This window comes from Halomonas sp. A3H3, from assembly GCF_000982975.1.
Taxonomy (GTDB): domain Bacteria; phylum Pseudomonadota; class Gammaproteobacteria; order Pseudomonadales; family Halomonadaceae; genus Vreelandella; species Vreelandella titanicae.
The window spans coordinates 4450894-4467660 of record NZ_HG423343.1 but is presented as its reverse complement, the minus strand read 5'-3'; the positions used below and the strand labels follow the sequence as shown (position 1 = coordinate 4467660).

The following is a 16767-nucleotide window of genomic DNA, read 5'->3' as shown; positions in this document are numbered from 1 at the left end:
TGCCTGTCGGATTTACATCATGGCGTTCCGTGCAAGTATCGGGCTTTGGTGAGTGTAGCCACCTTACCCCGCCATGACGCCTCGTATCCGCTTCCTGTTCGTCAGGCCAGCGTTTTGCCTCGGGCTGCCTTCAGATTCCCCCTCGCGAGGGACACCCTTGCCGTCGGCTAGCACTTCCCCTTGCAGGGCGTGCAGGGGACTTTCACCCCCAAGTCATCCTGAAGCACCACCCCCAGGAACAGCGCCGGTCAAGGCGCTGCGCGCCATGCCTGGCGCACGACACAAAAAAGCCGCTGAAATCAGCGGCTTATTCGTAATGCTTGGCGGAGGGACAGGGATTCGAACCCTGGATAGGCTATTAACCTATGCCGGTTTTCAAGACCGGTGCATTCAACCGCTCTGCCATCCCTCCGGCTTATGGGTGCGTATACTAACAGCTTTTCCTTGGAAGTCAACGCCTTTTAGTACAAACGTAACCCGACGCGGGTAATCTTTCCGCCTTCCATATCGCTGACCACCCAATGAATGCCGTGCCAATCGACGTCGTCCCCGATAACCGGGTGGCCACCCACGCGCAGGGCGATAAATTCCGCCAGTGTCATGTCCTGCTCACCGGGGCTGAGCGTTAGGCCATAGGCTTGGGCGATATCATGCATTTGCGCGCTGCCATCCAGGGTAAAGGTACCGAAGAAGGCGCGCTCCTGCTTGAGCTTGGCATCGCCATTGAATAGTCGGTTAAGCGCGTACAAGTCCTCTGAGCGGCCGATCACACAAATCACATCACCCAGCTTCAAGCGTGTGCTGCCCTTGGGGTGCAACATGGCGTGGTCGCGGAACAGTGCAGAAATCAAAGCACCTGATGGAAAACGCAGCAGCCGAATAGGCACGTCCTCTAAATCCTGGTTCTCGACTCCGTACACAAACAGCTCAAAGTCGTTTTCCGGCAGGATGCCCAGCGGGCCGCGCCGGTTAGGCACGGTGCCTACCGGCACTTCCACCTTCAACCACTTGGCCATCAGCGTCAGTGAGCCGCCCTGAATCAGTAGCGACATCAATACCACGGCGAAGGCCACATTAAAGTAGAGCGAGGCGTTTTCTACCCCACCGATAACCGGGAAAATAGCCAGCACGATAGGCACCGCCCCTCTCAAGCCCACCCAGGCAATGAAGAAGGTTTCCCGCCAGCGGAATTTAAAGAACGGTTTGATGGTGATCAGCACCGCCAACGGGCGGGCAATAAAGATGAGCGCCAGTGCCACCAAACCCGCGGGCAGTGCCACGTCCCATAACTCACTGGGTGTAACCAGCAGGCCAAGTACCAGGAACAGGCCGATTTGGCTTAGCCACGCCAAGCCGTCGTGCACCGGCAGAATAAAGTTAAGGTGGCGCCCAGGCTGGTTACCAATCATCAAACCAGCAAGGTAGATGGCCAAAAATCCGCTACCGCCCAGCACACTGGTTAAACCGAATACGCTGAACCCCAGCGCCAGCGCCAGCATGGCATAAAGGCCTGGGGCTAAATCGAGCCAGCGAAGCAGCTTGGCACTCAGCCAACCGCCCCCTAGGCCGACAATCAAACCAATACCAAACTGGGAAAGGAAAAACAGCAGGGTTTCAACGGGGCCGCCAATATCACCAACAAGCAGCTCAACCAGCATCAGGGTCAGGAAAATTGCCATCGGGTCGTTGGTACCCGACTCGATCTCCAGCGTCGCCCCTACCCGTTCGTTGAGATTAACGCCGCGACCGCTAAGCATGGAGAAAACCGCAGCGGCATCGGTTGAACCTACGATGGCGCCAACCAGCAGGCCCTGTACTATCGTTAGGTCAAAAATCCACATCGCGATAACGCCAACAATGGCGCTGGTGATAAAGACGCCAAAGGTCGCGAGGGAAAGCGCGGGTTTAAAACCCACTCGGAAGGTTTTGAGGCGAGTACGTAAGCCACCGTCTAACAAAATCATGGCCAGCGCGAGGTGGCCGATGGCAAAGGCCATGGAGTAATCGTCAAACACTACGCCCAGTACGCCCTCTTCACCTGCTAGCATGCCTAGCCCAAGGAAGATCAGCAGCAGCGGCACACCCATCATCGACGATAAGCGGCTGGCCAAAATGCTGAGGGCCATAAGAGAACCGCCTACCAAAAAGAACGTATAAATTGTGTCCATGACTCTCCGTCTCTACATCAATACAGCGCTATTATTGCATGTAACCGTTGAATTTACTGTCTCTTCTCAGCGCCCCCTTATGCTCAAGGGGCTGGTCAGAAGCTTTCCCAGGCGGCTACACTTCGCCGTTACAACCCCTGGAGTTACTGACTATGTTGCGTTGCCTCTTACGCTGTTGGCACCCTATCCTGTTGAGTCTTATCGTCACCTTATTGTTTTCTAATTCAGTTATTTACGCAAATGAAGAGCGCGAAGAAAGCCCTTCAGAAACGGCCCCGCTGACGCTAGATACAGATGTTGAGGTGCCGGAAGCATTTTGGCGAAACATTGACAGCGAAAGCGTCGAGGAAGTGCCCACCACGGCGCAAACCCCGGCACCGCCGCTCGAACCACCGCCGGTTAAACACATCACGCTAATGCTGGATTGGTACTTGAGCCCGCAGCACGCAGCCTTGGTGATTGCTAAAGAGCGAGGGCTGTACGCTGCCCAAGGACTTGAAGTGGAGATTCAGTCACCGGCCGACCCCTCCATCGCTATCAAGCTGCTAACCGCAGGTGAAGTCGATTTGGCGCTGACCCGCCAGCCGCTGCTTCATATGCAGGCTCATAACGGCGCGCCAATCGTCCGCATCGCGACACTGATCGAAACCTCGCTGACGGCGGTCATTGTGGCGGGCGAGGAGCAGGCGGAAACCGAAAATACCTTGGCAGGGTTACACTATGGTTATACCACCGGAGAAGGTCGCGACCTGAGCATCCCGCGTTTACTCCCCCGCTCGGTACAGCAAACCGATGATTTCACCTCGCCCATCAACCTGCACTTCGACCCCATTCGAGCAATGCGGGAGGGTCAGATTGACGCGGTCGCCGATGGCTTTTACCACTACCTTCCTCAGCAGTTGGCGACTGAAGGCATTAACACCCACGTCATTCGCTTCGATGAGTTAGATATCCCCCGTAATGACGGCCTGGTGGTATTGGCCAATAGCGATACGCTTGCGCGCCGCGCTGATACCTGGTCTCGGTTTGTGCTTGCCGTTGAGCAAGCGAGCCACTGGATTATCGACAACCCTGACGCCGCCTGGGAGCTGCTGATTAGCGCGCACCCTGTGCTCGATAATGACATTAACGCCAACGCCTGGGAGGACATCCTGCGCCGCATGGCGCTGAGCCCCGCGGCGTTAGATAGCCGCCGTTACGCTGACTTTGAAACCTTTCTACACAAAATGGGCCTTACTGACGAGACGCTGCCCGTATCGCGTTTAGCAGTAGATCCACACACTTTATAACCAAGTATTAATAGCTCTCCATCCACTACCATGGCGGCCCATGAGCGAAACAGCTTTAATTTTTGCAAAAGGTAAGGGGCGTTGTTTTGCCAATCAGGTGGGCAAGTGCCGTGGCGCGTGCAATGGTCAGGAGTCGATAGCAGCGCATACCCAGGGGGCGCAGGAAGCGCTCACCCAGCTTCAGGTCAATGTTTGGCCGTGGCCGGGCAGCATTGCTATTGAGGGGCAGTCAGCGGGCGCTACAGCAGCGCCCGCAAGCTTTGATGTGGATAGCTACCGAATTTTGAATCGTTCCCTGCATTACCCAGAGCAGCACGGCTTAACGGTCACGCCACTCTGATAAAACAGCGCTTCTTAAGTATTTGAACACGCATCTACTGCGCGTCTAGAAACGCCGTCACTGCCTGCTGGAAGGCTTCCGGCTGGTCGGCGTGTAGCCAGTGGCCGGCATTTTTGAGCGTTACCACACGAGCGCGGGGTAACACTTCACGCAGCGCGGGGATCATATCGTCAGCCACATAGTGAGAATCGCCGCCGCGTAGCACCAACGCCGGGCCTTCAAAAGGCTGCTCGCCATCGGGCACGCCGATAATGTCGCTATAACCGCGCTTGATCTGATCTAAGCCCACCCGTATCGCCATCACGTTATCGTCATTGCGCACCAGATTAGTGGCCAAGAACAGCCGTGTGGGTCGCGACTCAACATGCTCGCCCAGCAGATCATCGGCTTCACGACGACTTTTGGGTTGACCTTCCCGCACATTATCGAGCGCGGCAAACACATCATCGTGGCCATGCTCATAAGCCACCGGGGCAATATCCGCCACAATCAACGACGCCACCCGCTCAGGCGCCAAGCGCGCCAAACTGATCGCCACTTTGCCACCCATGGAGTGGCCCAGCACATGAGCGCGCTCGATCGAGAGCTTGTCCAATAGCGCTATCACGTCATCCGCCATGGTGGCGTAACGCATTCCCTCTGCATGGGGTGAGCGGCCATGGTTACGCAGATCCAGCGCAATCACCCGGCGGCTGCCCTGCCACACTTTTAAGTGCGAACGCCAATTATCGGCACTCCCCAGCAAACCATGAATCACCACCAGCGGAGGTGTATCTGCGGCGGCTTCGTCGGCGGGCATATCGATAAAGTGGAGATCAACGGTGGCAACGTCAGTCATGCTAGCTCCTCAGCCTTGCGGACTCTGTGTGTTTACGCGATTACGCCGTACGGGGCTCGGCATCCACCTGGCCTGTCCAAACCACCAAGCGGCGCGTTAGCCAGGCAAGCAGCAAGCCATACAGCGGAAGGAAAAACAGCAGGCTGATAGCGAGCTTAATGGCATAGTCAACGGCGGCGATTTCTATCCAATTGGCGGCCATAAAGGGGTCTGGGCTGTTATAGAACGCCGCCGAGAAGAATGCAAAGGTGTCAGCCAGGTTACCCAACACCGTTGAGCAAACGGGTGCTACCCACCATGCCCACTGGCGCAAGCGGTCAAACACTTGTACATCCAGCAACTGGCCAATCACATAGGCCAGGAAGCTGGCGAGGGCGATACGGGCGACAAACAGGTTCCACTCCGAAAGTGCCTCAATCCCGGCAAAGCTGCCGCGGGGAAATACCACGGATACCACATAGGAGACCAGCAGTGCGGGAAGCATAACGCGCAGAATAATCGATCGCGCCGGCCCTTTGCCAAACAGACGTACCGTTAGGTCGGTGGCTAGAAAAATAAACGGGAAGCTAAACGCGCCCCAGGTGGTATGAAAGCCAAACAGCGTAAACGGCAACTGAACGAGATAGTTACTGGCGGCAATAATGCCGATATGGAAAGCCACCATCACCATTAGGCAACGGCGGTGTTGAGTCTCACTCAATGCAAACATGCGGGTAGACCTTTTTTTAATAGATAAGAGGGGTTAGGGAACCCTCGGGGTAGTATGCGCATCGCCAAATCAACGTTGATAAAACTGGCGCTGTTCTGGGGAGCGCATTATACGGCTTATACATGATATTAAAAGCCAAGGGATGGAAGCCGCCACCCCTTGGCAATCTGCATGCCCTCGCACTTGGCTAATAAAAAGTAGCCGCATCAATCCAGCGGTGTGGCTTTATCAGCGGCACCTACCGAGCGTTCACGCATGGCGGCGTGAACATCGGTCAGGCTGGTGGGGTCATCAATGGTGGAGGGAATACCAAACTCTTTGCCATCGGCAATCGTGCGCAGTAGCTTGCGCAGAATTTTACCCGAACGGGTTTTGGGTAAGCGGTCGACCACTAACACCTGCTTGAAGCAGGCAATTGGGCCAATATGCTCGCGAACCCGCGCAATGAGCTCGGCCTCCAGTGTCGCTTCATCGCCATTAAAACCATCTTTAGGAATCACCAAGCCAATCGGCAATTGCCCTTTAAGATCGTCATGAATCCCAATCACCGCGCACTCGGCCACCGCGGGATGGGCGCCAACCACCTCTTCCATTTCACCGGTCGAGAGTCTGTGCCCTGCCACGTTAATAACGTCATCGGTACGGCCCATAATGAACAGATAACCCTGCTCATCAAAATAACCGCCATCGCCGGTCAAATAATAACCGGGGAACGCCGCCATATAAGCGCTATGAAAACGCTTCTCGTCGCGCCAAACGCCGGTCAAACAACCTGGCGGCATGGGCTGTTTGATCACTACACTGCCCTGCTCCATGGGTTTGGCCTGTTCACCATCACGGTTGAGCACCTGCACATTGAAGCCAGGAACGGGGAACGTTGCGGATCCCGCTTTGGTGGGCACGGCCTCTATGCCGGGCAAGTTGGCGGCGATGGGCCAGCCGGTTTCAGTTTGCCACCAGTGATCAATCACCGGCACGTCCAAAAGGTCATCCAGCCAGTGAAACGTGGGTGGATCGAGGCGTTCTCCGGCCACATAGAGGTGCTTTAGGCTGCTGATATCGTAGTTCAGTAACAGTTTAGCATCAGGATCCTCTTTCTTAATCGCACGGAAGGCCGTGGGCGCAGTGAAGAAACTCTTCACCCGGTACTCCTCGATCAAGCGCCAGAAGCTGCCCGCATCGGGGGTTTTTACCGGCTTCCCTTCGTATACCACCGTGGTGCAACCAAGTAGCAAGGGGGCGTAAACAATGTAGGAATGCCCAACGACCCAGCCCACATCCGAGGCGGTAAAGAACACTTCACCGGGCTCCATGGCGTAGATCGCCTGCATCGAATAGGCCAGCGCTACCGCGTAGCCACCCGTATCGCGCATAACACCTTTGGGTTTTCCGGTGGTGCCTGAGGTATACAGGATATACAGCGGGTCGGTTCCCTTCACCGGCACGCATTCAGCAAACGGCGCCTTCGCAACCAACTCTTCCCAGTCGTAATCGCCCTCCTCCAGTTCAGCCCGGTGCGCTTCACGCTGATAAACGACGCAGGCATCCGGCTTATGGGCGCTTAATTCAACGGCTTGGTCTACCATTGGCTTATAGGGCAACACCTTGCCCAGCTCGATACCGCAGGAAGCGGCAACCACCACTTTAGGCTCGGCGTCTTCAATCCGCGCCGCCAGCTCATGGGGGGCGAAGCCACCAAATACCACCGAGTGAATAGCGCCAAGCCGCGCGCAGGCGTACATGGCCACCAGCGCTTCGGGGATCATTGGCATATAAATCACCACACGATCCCCCTTAGTGACGCCTAGTTGCGTTAGCGCCCCCGCAAAATACGCCACTTTATCGCGCATTTCTCGGTAGCTAAGGGTGAGTTTGGCTTGTGCGGCAGGTGAATCCCAGAAAATCGCCGCCTGATCACCGCGCCCATTTTCGACATGATAATCCAGTGCAGCGTAGCTAAGATTCATTTCACCGTCGCTGAACCAACGAGCATGCTCTTTCCCAGGGCTCTGCTTATCGTAGCTGAGAATGGTTTTAGGCGGCGTATACCAGGGAATACGTTTGGCCTGCTCGGCCCAGAACGATTCAGGGTGTTCGATGGAGCGTTGGAAGGTGTGTTGGTAGCGGCTCATGGTGTCCCTATCTTTTTTGTAGTAGCGATCAAAAAGGATTGTTGACACTTTATAAAGGAAACCGATATTTCGCCCTCATACTATGGGCTAAATAGCGACCAAAGCGGTAGACAGGCACCAGCATTGTCGACAAGGTGTCGAATGACTACCATTGATTAACCGTTAAACAGAAGTTTGGACAAAACTCGCTAAATTACTGATCATTAAAGAACATGGTCCTCGCGACGCGACGATGCCTCGACAACGTACAGCAATGCCTTTAAAACGACGCCTTTAAAACAATGCTTATAAAACGCTGATGTAACAGTGTAGGCAAGGAGATCATTATGTCTGCTTCTACAAGCGCCGCTACACGCCTGCTTGAACATAACTGTCGCGCTATTGAGGCGGGAACCAACCTGCTAAAAGCGTTGGCCAATGAAAAACGGCTGCAAATCCTCTGCCTTCTTGCCGAGAAAGAGCTGTCAGTGACGCAAATTAATCAACAGCTTGCGTTAAGTCAGTCGGCACTTTCGCAACATCTGGCTATTTTGCGGCGTGATGAGCTCGTCGATACCCGACGGGAGTCACAAACCATCTATTATTCGTTAAGCAGCGAAAGCGCCAAGGCCGTGATTGACACCTTGGCACACCATTACGCTGCATAACGCTTCAGGGTTTAATCTCAGCGCCGCTGCCACCCAGCGGCGTCGATTAGACCAAGCGCTTTCAGCGCTGCTTTTTCAACACCTTCTGAAATGGCCAACCCCAGTTTACGACTGACGGTTTTAGGGGCTTCTAGCTTCACTGTGAATACTTGCGCCTCGGTCATACGTTCTACCAGATAGGCTTCGCTAGTCCCTACGCTGTCGACAAGCTGTAAAGATAGCGCCTCGCTACCGTACCAAATCTCGCCTGTGGCGAGGGTGTCAATATCCATGCTGGGACGCCGTTCTGCCACGTAGCCTTTAAACAAGCGGTGCGTATTCTCTAAATCCTCCAAGAACTTCGCTTTACCCTCTTCGGTATTTTCACCCAGCACGGTTAAGGTACGTTTGTATTTACCGGCGGTAAGCAGTTCGACGTCAACATCATGGCGCTTAAGCAGGCGATGAATATTGGGAACTTGTGCCACCACGCCGATGGAACCAATCACTGCGAAAGGCGCGGCCTTGATGTGCTGTGCAGTACAGGCCATCAGGTAACCACCGCTTGCCGCCACCTTGTCGATACAGACGGTTGTGTTTAACCCCGCCGTACGCAGCCGGTCTAACTGCGCCGCTGCCAACCCATAGGCATGCACCAGGCCACCCGCGGACTCAAGACGCACCACTACCTCGTCTTCCTTAGCGGCGACACCGATGATGGCCGATACCTCTTGAGCAAAATGCTCGGTTTGCGAGGCTTTCAGATCGCCATGGAAGTCGAGCACCCAAACCCTTGGCGCTGAGGCGCCGTCTTGCTCCGTTTTGTGCTCCTTGTGACGCTTTTTATCTTCACTGCGAAATAGTTTCAGCAGTTTTTTGCGCGCACCAGGGAGCGTGGCAGCCAGCCGCAAACGCCGGACACGGCGGCGTCGTTGATCGTTAAGTGGCTCGATCGTGAGTTTCAGCTCGCTCTCTTTGTCCTGCTTGGTTCGTGCAATCAGCAGCAGGCCAAAGCCTATCAGCGCCATCACGATGGTGGTTTGCACAACAAAGGTGCCTATCTCTGCTACCCATTCACTCATTGACGTTCTCCATTAGAGGATTAATTCCTTTATAGCTCGTACGTTGTATATGCGTATGCTGATAGTGACTAGCGCGCTTGATTGGAACGCCCGTATGAAATAACCTCGCTTGCCTTTACGATTGTTTCTTTTGGCTCTGGTCGCTAGCCTTAGCCTGATCTACTTAACCGAGAGATATGTTATGTCAAACAACACCCTTGAGAAGTTAAAAGCGCGTTTTAATCCGGAAGCGGCAAAGGGCATGGATGAAGTTTTCCAGTTTCACTTTACCGATGCGGGCAGCTACTACTTAAATATCCAGGATGGCACGCTGGACGTACAAGAAGGTGAGCACGACGATCCTTCTGTCAGCTTAAGCCTAACCACTGACACGCTAAAAGGCATTATGAGCGGTGAGATCAATGGTATGACGGCCTTTATGACCGGTAAGCTAAAAGCGACTGGTAATGTCATGCTGGCCACTAAGCTGACTAGCTTATTCCCTAGCGAGTAATCGTCATATCGGCACGCGGCGCCGCTTACTCTTCGCGCCAGCGTGCCAAATGGGTTTCGATTAGTTCGCGGGATATCGAGTAAGGCGGCGGCAGAGAGGGCAACTGACGAGGTGAAAACCACGCCGCATCGCTAATTTCCACCCCATCGATGCGAATGCGCCGGGTGGTGGCTTCGGCGAAGTAACCAAACATCAACGAGTGCGGGAATGGCCACGCCTGACTTTGGTGATAACGCAGTTGATCGATATGCACGCCCACTTCCTCAAACACTTCACGATGCACCGCCTCTTCCGCTGACTCCCCAGGCTCGATAAAACCCGCCAAGGTGGAGTAGCGCCCGGGTGGAAAGCGCGGACTGCGGGCAAGCAGCATCGCCTCCCCGCTGGTCACCAGCGTGATAATACACGGTGAGATACGCGGATAGTTGCGGTGCCCACAGGCGTGGCAGTGCATAGCAAATTCCGCAGTTAGCTTGGTGGCCGGTGCACCACAGCGACCGCAGAAACGGTGATTCTCTAACCAAGCACCTACCTGCAGCGCCGTGGAAAGCAGGCTAAACCAAACGGTTGAAAGCTCGCTCATCCATTGACGACCATCAATCCAATCGTTTCCAGCTTGGGATTCCACAAGCAGCGCCACCGGCTCATCATCCCAGTAACACAGCGGCTGCATCTGCTCTGTCCAGGGTTGATAGGGCTGCAGCGGGGTCAACTCTTCACTACCGTTTAACGGTGCGGGCGCCAATAGGCTACGCGACAGCCGAATAACCCGACCAGCTTGTTCGTGATGGGGGATTTCTCGCCTAAGCATCGCTGGCCGCACCCTCAAACCAGTTCAATTGATGCGCCTCGCACTTGGCCTGATGGGCCGCTCGCTCTTCATCGGTTGGCCGCACCACGCGCAACTGGCCCGGCGTTAAAGAAAGCCGCTGAATCGACATCCCCTCATTGGAGGTATCCGCCTGTTCCTGTTCCGCTGCGGAGGCCGCGTCTAAGGTCAGCGCGGTCTGCCCACCGGTCATCGCCAGGTAGACTTCGGCGAGGATTTCAGAGTCTAACAGTGCGCCGTGCAGTACCCGGTGGCCATTGTCGATATCGTAGCGTTTGCACAATGCATCAAGACTGTTGCGCTGACCGGGGTGCATCTTCCGCGCCATGGTCAGCGTATCTAATACGCCGCAATGATCGCTTACCGGCCCCAACACAGGGGATTTACGCTGCCGATTCAACATGCCCAGCTCGTGGTCAATAAAGCCCACATCGAAGGGGGCGTTATGAATCACCAGCTCCGCGCCTTCGATAAATGCCCAAAACTCATCGGCAATTGCCGCGAATACCGGCTCGTTAGCGACTCTGGCATCATCAATCCCGTGAACGGCGACTACTTCAGCATCGATATGCCGCTCAGGATTGATGTATTGGTGATAAGTGCGACCAGTGAAGCGTCGATTGACCATCTCAATAGCACCAATTTCGACTAGGCGATGGCCATCTTTGGGGTCAATACCCGTGGTTTCAGTATCCAAGATCACCTGACGCATCATGCTCTCCTCTTTTGGTGCTCATCAATCGCTTCATTGGCCAGCGCATCGGCGCGCTCGTTGCCAGGGTGGCCGCTATGCCCTTTTACCCAGTGCCACTCGACTTGGTGGCGCTGGGTCTCTTCGTGCAGGGTCTTCCACAGTTCGGCATTTTTGACCGGCTGCTTGGCAGCGGTTTTCCAGCCGCGCTTGATCCAGTTATGAATCCACTGGGTAATCCCCTGGCGTACATATTGGGAGTCAGTCCAAAGCGCCACTTCACAAGGGGTATTGAGGGTGCGTAGCGCCATAATCGCAGCCATTAACTCCATGCGATTATTAGTGGTATCTGCTTCATAGCCTTTCAAGGTTTTCTCATGCTCGCCACTCGCCAGTACAACACCCCATCCGCCGGGCCCTGGGTTACCCCTACAAGCCCCATCGGTATACACCGTTACCCGAGGTAGATCTCCCGCCGCCTCTTTAGTCAATCTCCTGATCCCCCGGTCTATGTAGAACAGATTTATGTAAAACAGGCTTCTGTGGATCAACTTTATTTGAATCAGCTGTGTGCCTATCCGTTTGCCGTGTTTTGGCTTGCGATGTTCTAGCGGGAGGCGTTTGATAGTGGGCGGATGAGCCTGAGCGGGTAACACCCAACGACGCCGGGGACACTGGCGCCTTCAAACCAAATTTCAAACGCTGCACTGGCGCTTGGCGCTGCTGTCGGCGTGCTTGAATCATATAACTTTCGCCCAGCGGCAGGTTATGCCGCCGCCCTAACGACTCCCAATACTCACCGCACTTGGCGTTCATCCGCCCCCTGAAACAGCAATAGTCTACCCGCTCCACCTCAAAGTCGACAAACGCCAACCAGTCCCGCAGGCGGCTAGCCGAGCGCCAGGTACCGCTCAAGGGAAACGTCTGTTGGCGCTTTCGCAACTGCCGGGTAAGACCACTCACACCGACAGGGTTAAAACCAAACAGCACCATAATGCCGTTGTCAGCAGTGACACGCGCAGCCTCCTGAAGCGTAAAGTGGGCATCGGTTAAGTGCTCAAGCCAGTGGTGGATGACCATCACATCTAAACAGCGATCCGGCAGCGCAAGCTGATCCGGTGGGCATACCAAGGTGCTATCGTTTTCGGCTAACTGACGCGTAGGCAACCAGCGTATGGGGTGCGCAATGGCCGACATGGTCATCAGTGCCGGCCCCATGCTCATTTCCAAGCTGTGGCCGCCCACACGCGATTCCACCACGGGCCCTAAGCAGGCACGCTGTGTTTCCCACAGCGAACGCCCCGCCTCTGTTTGCCAATAAGGCTGGCTACTTTGTAAGCGCTTAGCCAGTGTCGTGGCCATCGTCGAATTTGACATGAACAGCGCTTCCCTCCACAGTAACGGCTTTTTAACGCCTTTTACGCACCGATTTAGCGCTAATAAGCGCAATGTTTGATGTGTTTTTTCGTAACTTAAAGGATCTCGCCGATGATGAGCGTGACACCGATCCCCGCCCTTAGCGACAACTATATTTGGCTATTAAGACAAGATACCAGTCAAAGCGTTTGTGTGGTGGATCCCGGTGAAGCTGCCCCGGTGATCGAGTTTCTTGAGCGTGAGTCGCTCACCCTAAGCTGCATTCTGATTACTCACCATCATCATGATCATACCGGTGGTTTAGCAGAATTAATTAAACGCTACTCTCCGCACGTTATCGGCCCCGACAATCCCAAGATTGAAGGCATCGATGAAACCGTGGGTGATGGCGACGAAGTCCGCATTATGGGTCGCTTGTTTGACGTCATGGCGACCCCCGGCCATACGCTGGATCATATCAGCTACTTCACAGCGGGTATCCCTGCACTACTGTTCTGCGGTGATACCCTTTTTTGCGCGGGTTGCGGTCGTTTATTCGAGGGTACCCCGGAGCAAATGTACACCGCGCTGAAAAAATTTGCGGAACTCCCTGAAGATACACTGGTCTTTGCAGCCCATGAGTACACTCAGGCAAACCTAACGTTTGCCCGTGCTGCGGATCCTGAAAACGAAGACGTCAAACACGCCTTGCAGGAGTGTGAAAAGGCGCGGGCATTGGATCGCCCCACCTTACCCAGCACGATAGGACGCGAGCTGAAAATTAATCCCTACCTCCGTGTGGGCACTGATAGCGTGCGCCAAGCGGCAGGCACCCAGGGTGTTAATAATGATGATCTCGCTACGTTCACCACTCTACGCGAGTGGAAGAACCGTTTTTAAGAACGCTATCGAAACCAAACGAATGCAACTATGACCTATCGAACGATTCGCCAGCGCTTGATGCTGAGCGCTGGCAGTACCGTAATAATGGGCCTAATGTTAGCCGCTGCGGCAAGCTCACAAGCCTCTGCGACAGCCTATGAAGGATCTACGGCATCAACCAGTAAATCAGTAGACGCTACAAAACCACGCCCCACGCCGTTCCGAATCCATTTTTGGGAGGCGCTGGAGCTGGAACCTCAGGACGCTTGGACAACGCTGCGTAAAAGCTTTCAGTGGCAAGAGAAGTCACTGCCAGACGAGGCCCAAGCACGGGTAGACGAATGGATTGAGCACTACCGTTCCAGCCCCGAAAACATTGCTACTATCACCGAACGCGCCTCTCCCTGGCTTGCCTGGATTACCCAGCAAGTTAGCGAGCGTGGCCTGCCTGGTGAAGTCGCGTTAATCCCCTTCGTCGAGAGCTCCTTTGACCCAGGCGCGCGAAGTCATCGCGGCGCTGCTGGGCTATGGCAGTTTATGCCCGGCACTGGTGATGCATTGGGTTTGGTACGCAACGGAAACTACGATGGCCGGTTAGACGTTTTAACCTCCACCGAAGCGGCGCTGGACTACTTGGAAATGCAGGCCGATCAGTGGTATGAAGGCGATCTGATGCTTTCATTAGCGGCTTATAACGCCGGCGCAGGCACCGTTAACCGCGCTCGACGCCAGGCCCAAAGCCAAGGCCTAAACGGTGATTACTGGGATCTCTCGCTGCCCTATGAAACCATGCAGTATGTGCCCAAACTGAAAGCCATCGTGACCATCATTAACGACCCTGAGCAGTACGGTGTCAGCTTGCCGGAAATACATGTTGATCCGGCCTTCGCTAAAGTTAAGTTGGCCCAAGCAGTGACGCTTTCAGAAGCCTCTCAACTGCTGGGTGTCAGCCAAACCGCGTTAGCCGAATTAAACCCTGGCTTGCTCAATGGCAGCATTGACCCCCGTAGTGCTCAGACACTGCTGGTACCTGAAGAAGTGGATACCCAGATGCTAGCGCAGCTTTCTCAAGGCGGCAGTCAAACACAAGACAGCAACCAAGCGCTTGCGCAAAACAGCCGTGGCAATACCCACCGCGTTGAAAGAGGCGACAGTCTCTCTGCGATTGCGGCCCGGTATAATATTGACCAGCAAGACCTTATACGCTGGAATGCGATTGACCGCCCCAGCACTCTGCAACCAGGCCAACTGCTGACACTTTCAGGGCGTTAAACCGGGTTAACTAGTTGGCTTTGTTCACATGGGATGTCTCAAATGCCGCGTGGTTTGTTTTTTGCGAAAACGCTTCTACTCATCAGTGGCCTGCTGTCCAACGTTTCAATACTGGCTTCAGACGCCGAAACAATAGCGTCAGAGTCGACGTCTATCACCGCCACCAACACTAATGTGGTGGGTGATTTGAACACCGACGCAAACAACGTGGTTCCTATTGAAACAGTTCATGGGTTATCGCTTTACGATAGCCCCGAGCTGCCAGCCGACTTCCCCTACTTCCCTCACGTAAACCCACAGGCCCCCAAAGGCGGCACCATTACCCATACCGCCGTGGGGAGCAGCTTTGACTCGACCAATCCGTTTATTATTCGCGGCACGCCAGTTACCGGCATTTCACAAATTTATGACACCCTTATGGTCAGCAACCCCAATGAGCCCTTTAGCCTCTACGGCTTGCTGGCCGAAGGCGTGCGCCTTGACCCTGACAGGGAGTGGATTGAGTTCGACCTGCGCCCTGAAGCGCGTTTTCAAGATGGGGAACCTGTCACGGCCTACGATGTGGTGTTCTCGCTTAACCTGCTCCGCGAAGAGGGAAATCCGTTTTACGCCAGTTACTACGCGGGAGTGGAAGAAGCCATCGCCCTCAATGAGCATCAGGTACGGTTCACCTTCAACGACACTCAATCCCGAGAGCTGCCGTTAATAGTCGCCCAGTTACCCATACTCCCCCGCCACTACTGGGAGCCCCGCGAATTCACCTCCCCCACCCTTGCGGCACACCCAGGCTCCGGGCCCTATCGCATTAGCGAAGTAGACCCAGGTAGGCGAATTGTTTATCAGCGCGATGAAGATTATTGGGGTAAAGATTTGCCGGTCAACGTTGGCCGATACAATATTGATCGCATCATTTACGACTACTACCGTGATCGGGATATTGCCTGGGAAGCTTTTAAAGCGGGACTGACGGACTTCCGTACCGATGCACGCGCCGCCACCTGGGCGATTGGCTATAATTTTCCAGCCTATGAAGAGGGCTTGGTTAAGCGGCTAACGGTACCGGACGTTAACCCTTCGATGATGCAGGCGTTTGTTTTCAACCTGCGTAAAGAGAAGTTCCAAGACCCCAGGGTGCGGGAAGCGTTGAGCCTGACCTTCGACTTCCCGTGGCTCAACACCAATATTTTTTACGGTACCTATCAGCGCACCGAGAGCTTTTTCCAAAATTCAGAGATGGAAGCCACCGGCTTACCCTCTGAGGAGGAACTGGCGCTGTTGGAGCCCTTTCGGGAGGAGTTGATTGCCTCTCATGGTTCTGACCGTTTGTTCACTCAGCCCCTGCCTATCGATCAGCCCATCGAGCTGCGTGAGCGGCTTCGTAAAGCGCTCGATCTCCTCCGCGAGGCAGGTTATAGCGTTGAAGACGGCATACTGGTTAACCAACAAACCGGGCGGCCTTTAAGCCTGGAAGTGCTGCTCTACGACTCAGGGCTTGAACGGGTGGTGCAGCCAATGCTCCGCAACATGGCCCGTTTAGGGGTACAGACGTCGCTGCGTATCGTTGATATTAATCAGTATTTAAACCGACAGCGTAATTATGACTATGACATAGTGATCAGTCATTTCCCTCAGTCGAACAACCCGGGCAATGAACAGCGCGACTTCTGGACCAGCGCCGCCGCCGAAGCACCGCAAAGCCGTAACCGGATGGCGCTGGCACATCCGGCGGTCGATGCACTGGTGGAGGAGATCATTAGTGCTGAGGGCCGTGAAGAGTTGGATACCGCCACGCGCGCGTTGGATCGGGTGCTGCGCTGGGGGTTCTATGTGATTCCCCACTACCACTCTGGGGAGACCCGCATCGCCATTTGGGATAAGTTTGGTTACCCCGAACCCTTCCCCAAATACGCCATGGATCTGGATGCGTGGTGGGTAGACACTGACCGTGAAGCAGAACTGCAGCGCCGCCAGCGCGGCCGTTAACTTTGGCCCGATTACAACTTCTTAAGTGCAACGGCTTGTCCTCAACGGTTTCATCGTCATAAACCTCGGAGTGCTCT

Annotated in this window: 16 protein-coding genes and 1 tRNA gene; 7 read left to right on the top strand and 10 right to left on the bottom strand. The window is 54.8% G+C overall.

Features of this window, described 5'->3' with window-relative positions; all coding sequences use genetic code 11:
- Positions 1 to 321: 321 nt before the first annotated feature.
- Both HALA3H3_RS20235 and HALA3H3_RS20230 read right to left on the bottom strand, forming a co-directional pair.
- Positions 322 to 412, bottom strand: a tRNA-Ser gene (locus HALA3H3_RS20235).
- A gap of 49 nt (positions 413 to 461) precedes the next feature.
- The gene (locus HALA3H3_RS20230; protein ID WP_022523359.1) at positions 462 to 2168 is read right to left on the bottom strand and encodes a potassium/proton antiporter; all 1707 of its coding nucleotides are present in this window, start codon (positions 2166 to 2168) and stop codon (positions 462 to 464) included.
- A gap of 152 nt (positions 2169 to 2320) precedes the next feature.
- Between HALA3H3_RS20230 and HALA3H3_RS20225 the strand changes: the two genes are divergently transcribed.
- Entirely contained in the window at positions 2321 to 3457 is a 1137-nt protein-coding gene (locus HALA3H3_RS20225) for an ABC transporter substrate-binding protein (RefSeq protein WP_022523358.1), read from the top strand.
- A gap of 40 nt (positions 3458 to 3497) precedes the next feature.
- A complete protein-coding gene (locus HALA3H3_RS20220) occupies positions 3498 to 3797 on the top strand; it encodes a hypothetical protein (protein WP_022523357.1) in 300 nt (99 codons plus the stop codon).
- Positions 3798 to 3831: 34 nt separating this feature from the next.
- Here the strand turns inward: HALA3H3_RS20220 and HALA3H3_RS20215 are convergent, their stop codons facing one another.
- The 3 genes from HALA3H3_RS20215 to HALA3H3_RS20205 all read right to left on the bottom strand — a co-directional run bounded on the left by HALA3H3_RS20215 (position 3832) and on the right by HALA3H3_RS20205 (position 7524).
- Entirely contained in the window at positions 3832 to 4635 is an 804-nt protein-coding gene (locus tag HALA3H3_RS20215) for an alpha/beta fold hydrolase (protein WP_022523356.1), read from the bottom strand.
- 40 nt (positions 4636 to 4675) lie between these two features.
- Complete coding sequence (locus HALA3H3_RS20210; protein WP_009287831.1) at positions 4676 to 5344, bottom strand: 7-cyano-7-deazaguanine/7-aminomethyl-7-deazaguanine transporter; 669 nt, start codon at positions 5342 to 5344, stop codon at positions 4676 to 4678.
- A gap of 206 nt (positions 5345 to 5550) precedes the next feature.
- Entirely contained in the window at positions 5551 to 7524 is a 1974-nt protein-coding gene (locus HALA3H3_RS20205; RefSeq protein ID WP_258955954.1) for a propionyl-CoA synthetase, read from the bottom strand.
- A gap of 278 nt (positions 7525 to 7802) precedes the next feature.
- Here HALA3H3_RS20205 and HALA3H3_RS20200 point away from each other — a divergent pair, with 278 nt between their 5' ends.
- Positions 7803 to 8123 (top strand): ArsR/SmtB family transcription factor, encoded by a 321-nt coding sequence (locus HALA3H3_RS20200; RefSeq protein WP_022523354.1) that lies wholly within the window; start codon positions 7803 to 7805, stop codon positions 8121 to 8123.
- Positions 8124 to 8140: 17 nt separating this feature from the next.
- Here the strand turns inward: HALA3H3_RS20200 and sohB are convergent, their stop codons facing one another.
- Complete coding sequence (sohB, locus tag HALA3H3_RS20195) at positions 8141 to 9184, bottom strand: protease SohB (RefSeq protein ID WP_022523353.1); 1044 nt, start codon at positions 9182 to 9184, stop codon at positions 8141 to 8143.
- Positions 9185 to 9365: 181 nt separating this feature from the next.
- Here sohB and HALA3H3_RS20190 point away from each other — a divergent pair, with 181 nt between their 5' ends.
- Complete coding sequence (locus HALA3H3_RS20190) at positions 9366 to 9677, top strand: SCP2 sterol-binding domain-containing protein (protein WP_022523352.1); 312 nt, start codon at positions 9366 to 9368, stop codon at positions 9675 to 9677.
- Positions 9678 to 9702: 25 nt separating this feature from the next.
- Here the strand turns inward: HALA3H3_RS20190 and nudC are convergent, their stop codons facing one another.
- From nudC to HALA3H3_RS20170, 4 genes are read right to left on the bottom strand one after another with little or no spacing between them, the layout of a single operon-like run.
- Positions 9703 to 10488 (bottom strand): NAD(+) diphosphatase, encoded by a 786-nt coding sequence (gene nudC / locus HALA3H3_RS20185; protein ID WP_022523351.1) that lies wholly within the window; start codon positions 10486 to 10488, stop codon positions 9703 to 9705.
- On the bottom strand, positions 10481 to 11218 hold the full coding sequence (dnaQ, locus tag HALA3H3_RS20180; protein ID WP_041159509.1) for a DNA polymerase III subunit epsilon: 738 nt from the start codon (positions 11216 to 11218) through the stop codon (positions 10481 to 10483). The genes nudC and dnaQ overlap by 8 nt, the downstream gene beginning before the upstream one ends.
- Positions 11218 to 11688 carry a ribonuclease HI gene (gene rnhA, locus HALA3H3_RS20175; protein ID WP_022523349.1) on the bottom strand — a complete coding sequence of 157 codons (471 nt, stop codon included), beginning with the start codon at positions 11686 to 11688 and terminating at the stop codon, positions 11218 to 11220. Before rnhA ends, dnaQ begins: the two co-directional genes overlap by 1 nt.
- Positions 11681 to 12574, bottom strand: a complete 894-nt coding sequence (locus HALA3H3_RS20170; RefSeq protein ID WP_022523347.1) for a class I SAM-dependent methyltransferase — start codon at positions 12572 to 12574, stop codon at positions 11681 to 11683. Before HALA3H3_RS20170 ends, rnhA begins: the two co-directional genes overlap by 8 nt.
- A 111-nt stretch (positions 12575 to 12685) precedes the next feature.
- Here HALA3H3_RS20170 and gloB point away from each other — a divergent pair, with 111 nt between their 5' ends.
- From gloB to HALA3H3_RS20155, 3 genes are read left to right on the top strand one after another with little or no spacing between them, the layout of a single operon-like run.
- Complete coding sequence (gene gloB / locus HALA3H3_RS20165) at positions 12686 to 13453, top strand: hydroxyacylglutathione hydrolase (RefSeq protein WP_009287828.1); 768 nt, start codon at positions 12686 to 12688, stop codon at positions 13451 to 13453.
- Between the two features lie 30 nt (positions 13454 to 13483).
- Entirely contained in the window at positions 13484 to 14707 is a 1224-nt protein-coding gene (locus tag HALA3H3_RS20160) for a transglycosylase SLT domain-containing protein (protein ID WP_022523346.1), read from the top strand.
- A gap of 42 nt (positions 14708 to 14749) precedes the next feature.
- Positions 14750 to 16690, top strand: coding sequence for an extracellular solute-binding protein (locus HALA3H3_RS20155; RefSeq protein WP_022523345.1), 1941 nt, complete (start codon positions 14750 to 14752; stop codon positions 16688 to 16690).
- Positions 16691 to 16767 lie beyond the last annotated feature (77 nt).

Coding starts and splice junctions, on each gene's coding strand:
- HALA3H3_RS20230 (WP_022523359.1), bottom strand. CDS start 2,168: ATGGACACAATTTATACGTTCTTTTTGGTAGGCGGTTCTCTTATGGCC.
- HALA3H3_RS20225 (WP_022523358.1), top strand. CDS start 2,321: ATGTTGCGTTGCCTCTTACGCTGTTGGCACCCTATCCTGTTGAGTCTT.
- HALA3H3_RS20220 (WP_022523357.1), top strand. CDS start 3,498: ATGAGCGAAACAGCTTTAATTTTTGCAAAAGGTAAGGGGCGTTGTTTT.
- HALA3H3_RS20215 (WP_022523356.1), bottom strand. CDS start 4,635: ATGACTGACGTTGCCACCGTTGATCTCCACTTTATCGATATGCCCGCC.
- HALA3H3_RS20210 (WP_009287831.1), bottom strand. CDS start 5,344: ATGTTTGCATTGAGTGAGACTCAACACCGCCGTTGCCTAATGGTGATG.
- HALA3H3_RS20200 (WP_022523354.1), top strand. CDS start 7,803: ATGTCTGCTTCTACAAGCGCCGCTACACGCCTGCTTGAACATAACTGT.
- sohB (WP_022523353.1), bottom strand. CDS start 9,184: ATGAGTGAATGGGTAGCAGAGATAGGCACCTTTGTTGTGCAAACCACC.
- HALA3H3_RS20190 (WP_022523352.1), top strand. CDS start 9,366: ATGTCAAACAACACCCTTGAGAAGTTAAAAGCGCGTTTTAATCCGGAA.
- nudC (WP_022523351.1), bottom strand. CDS start 10,488: ATGCTTAGGCGAGAAATCCCCCATCACGAACAAGCTGGTCGGGTTATT.
- dnaQ (WP_041159509.1), bottom strand. CDS start 11,218: ATGCGTCAGGTGATCTTGGATACTGAAACCACGGGTATTGACCCCAAA.
- HALA3H3_RS20170 (WP_022523347.1), bottom strand. CDS start 12,574: ATGTCAAATTCGACGATGGCCACGACACTGGCTAAGCGCTTACAAAGT.
- gloB (WP_009287828.1), top strand. CDS start 12,686: ATGATGAGCGTGACACCGATCCCCGCCCTTAGCGACAACTATATTTGG.
- HALA3H3_RS20160 (WP_022523346.1), top strand. CDS start 13,484: ATGACCTATCGAACGATTCGCCAGCGCTTGATGCTGAGCGCTGGCAGT.
- HALA3H3_RS20155 (WP_022523345.1), top strand. CDS start 14,750: ATGCCGCGTGGTTTGTTTTTTGCGAAAACGCTTCTACTCATCAGTGGC.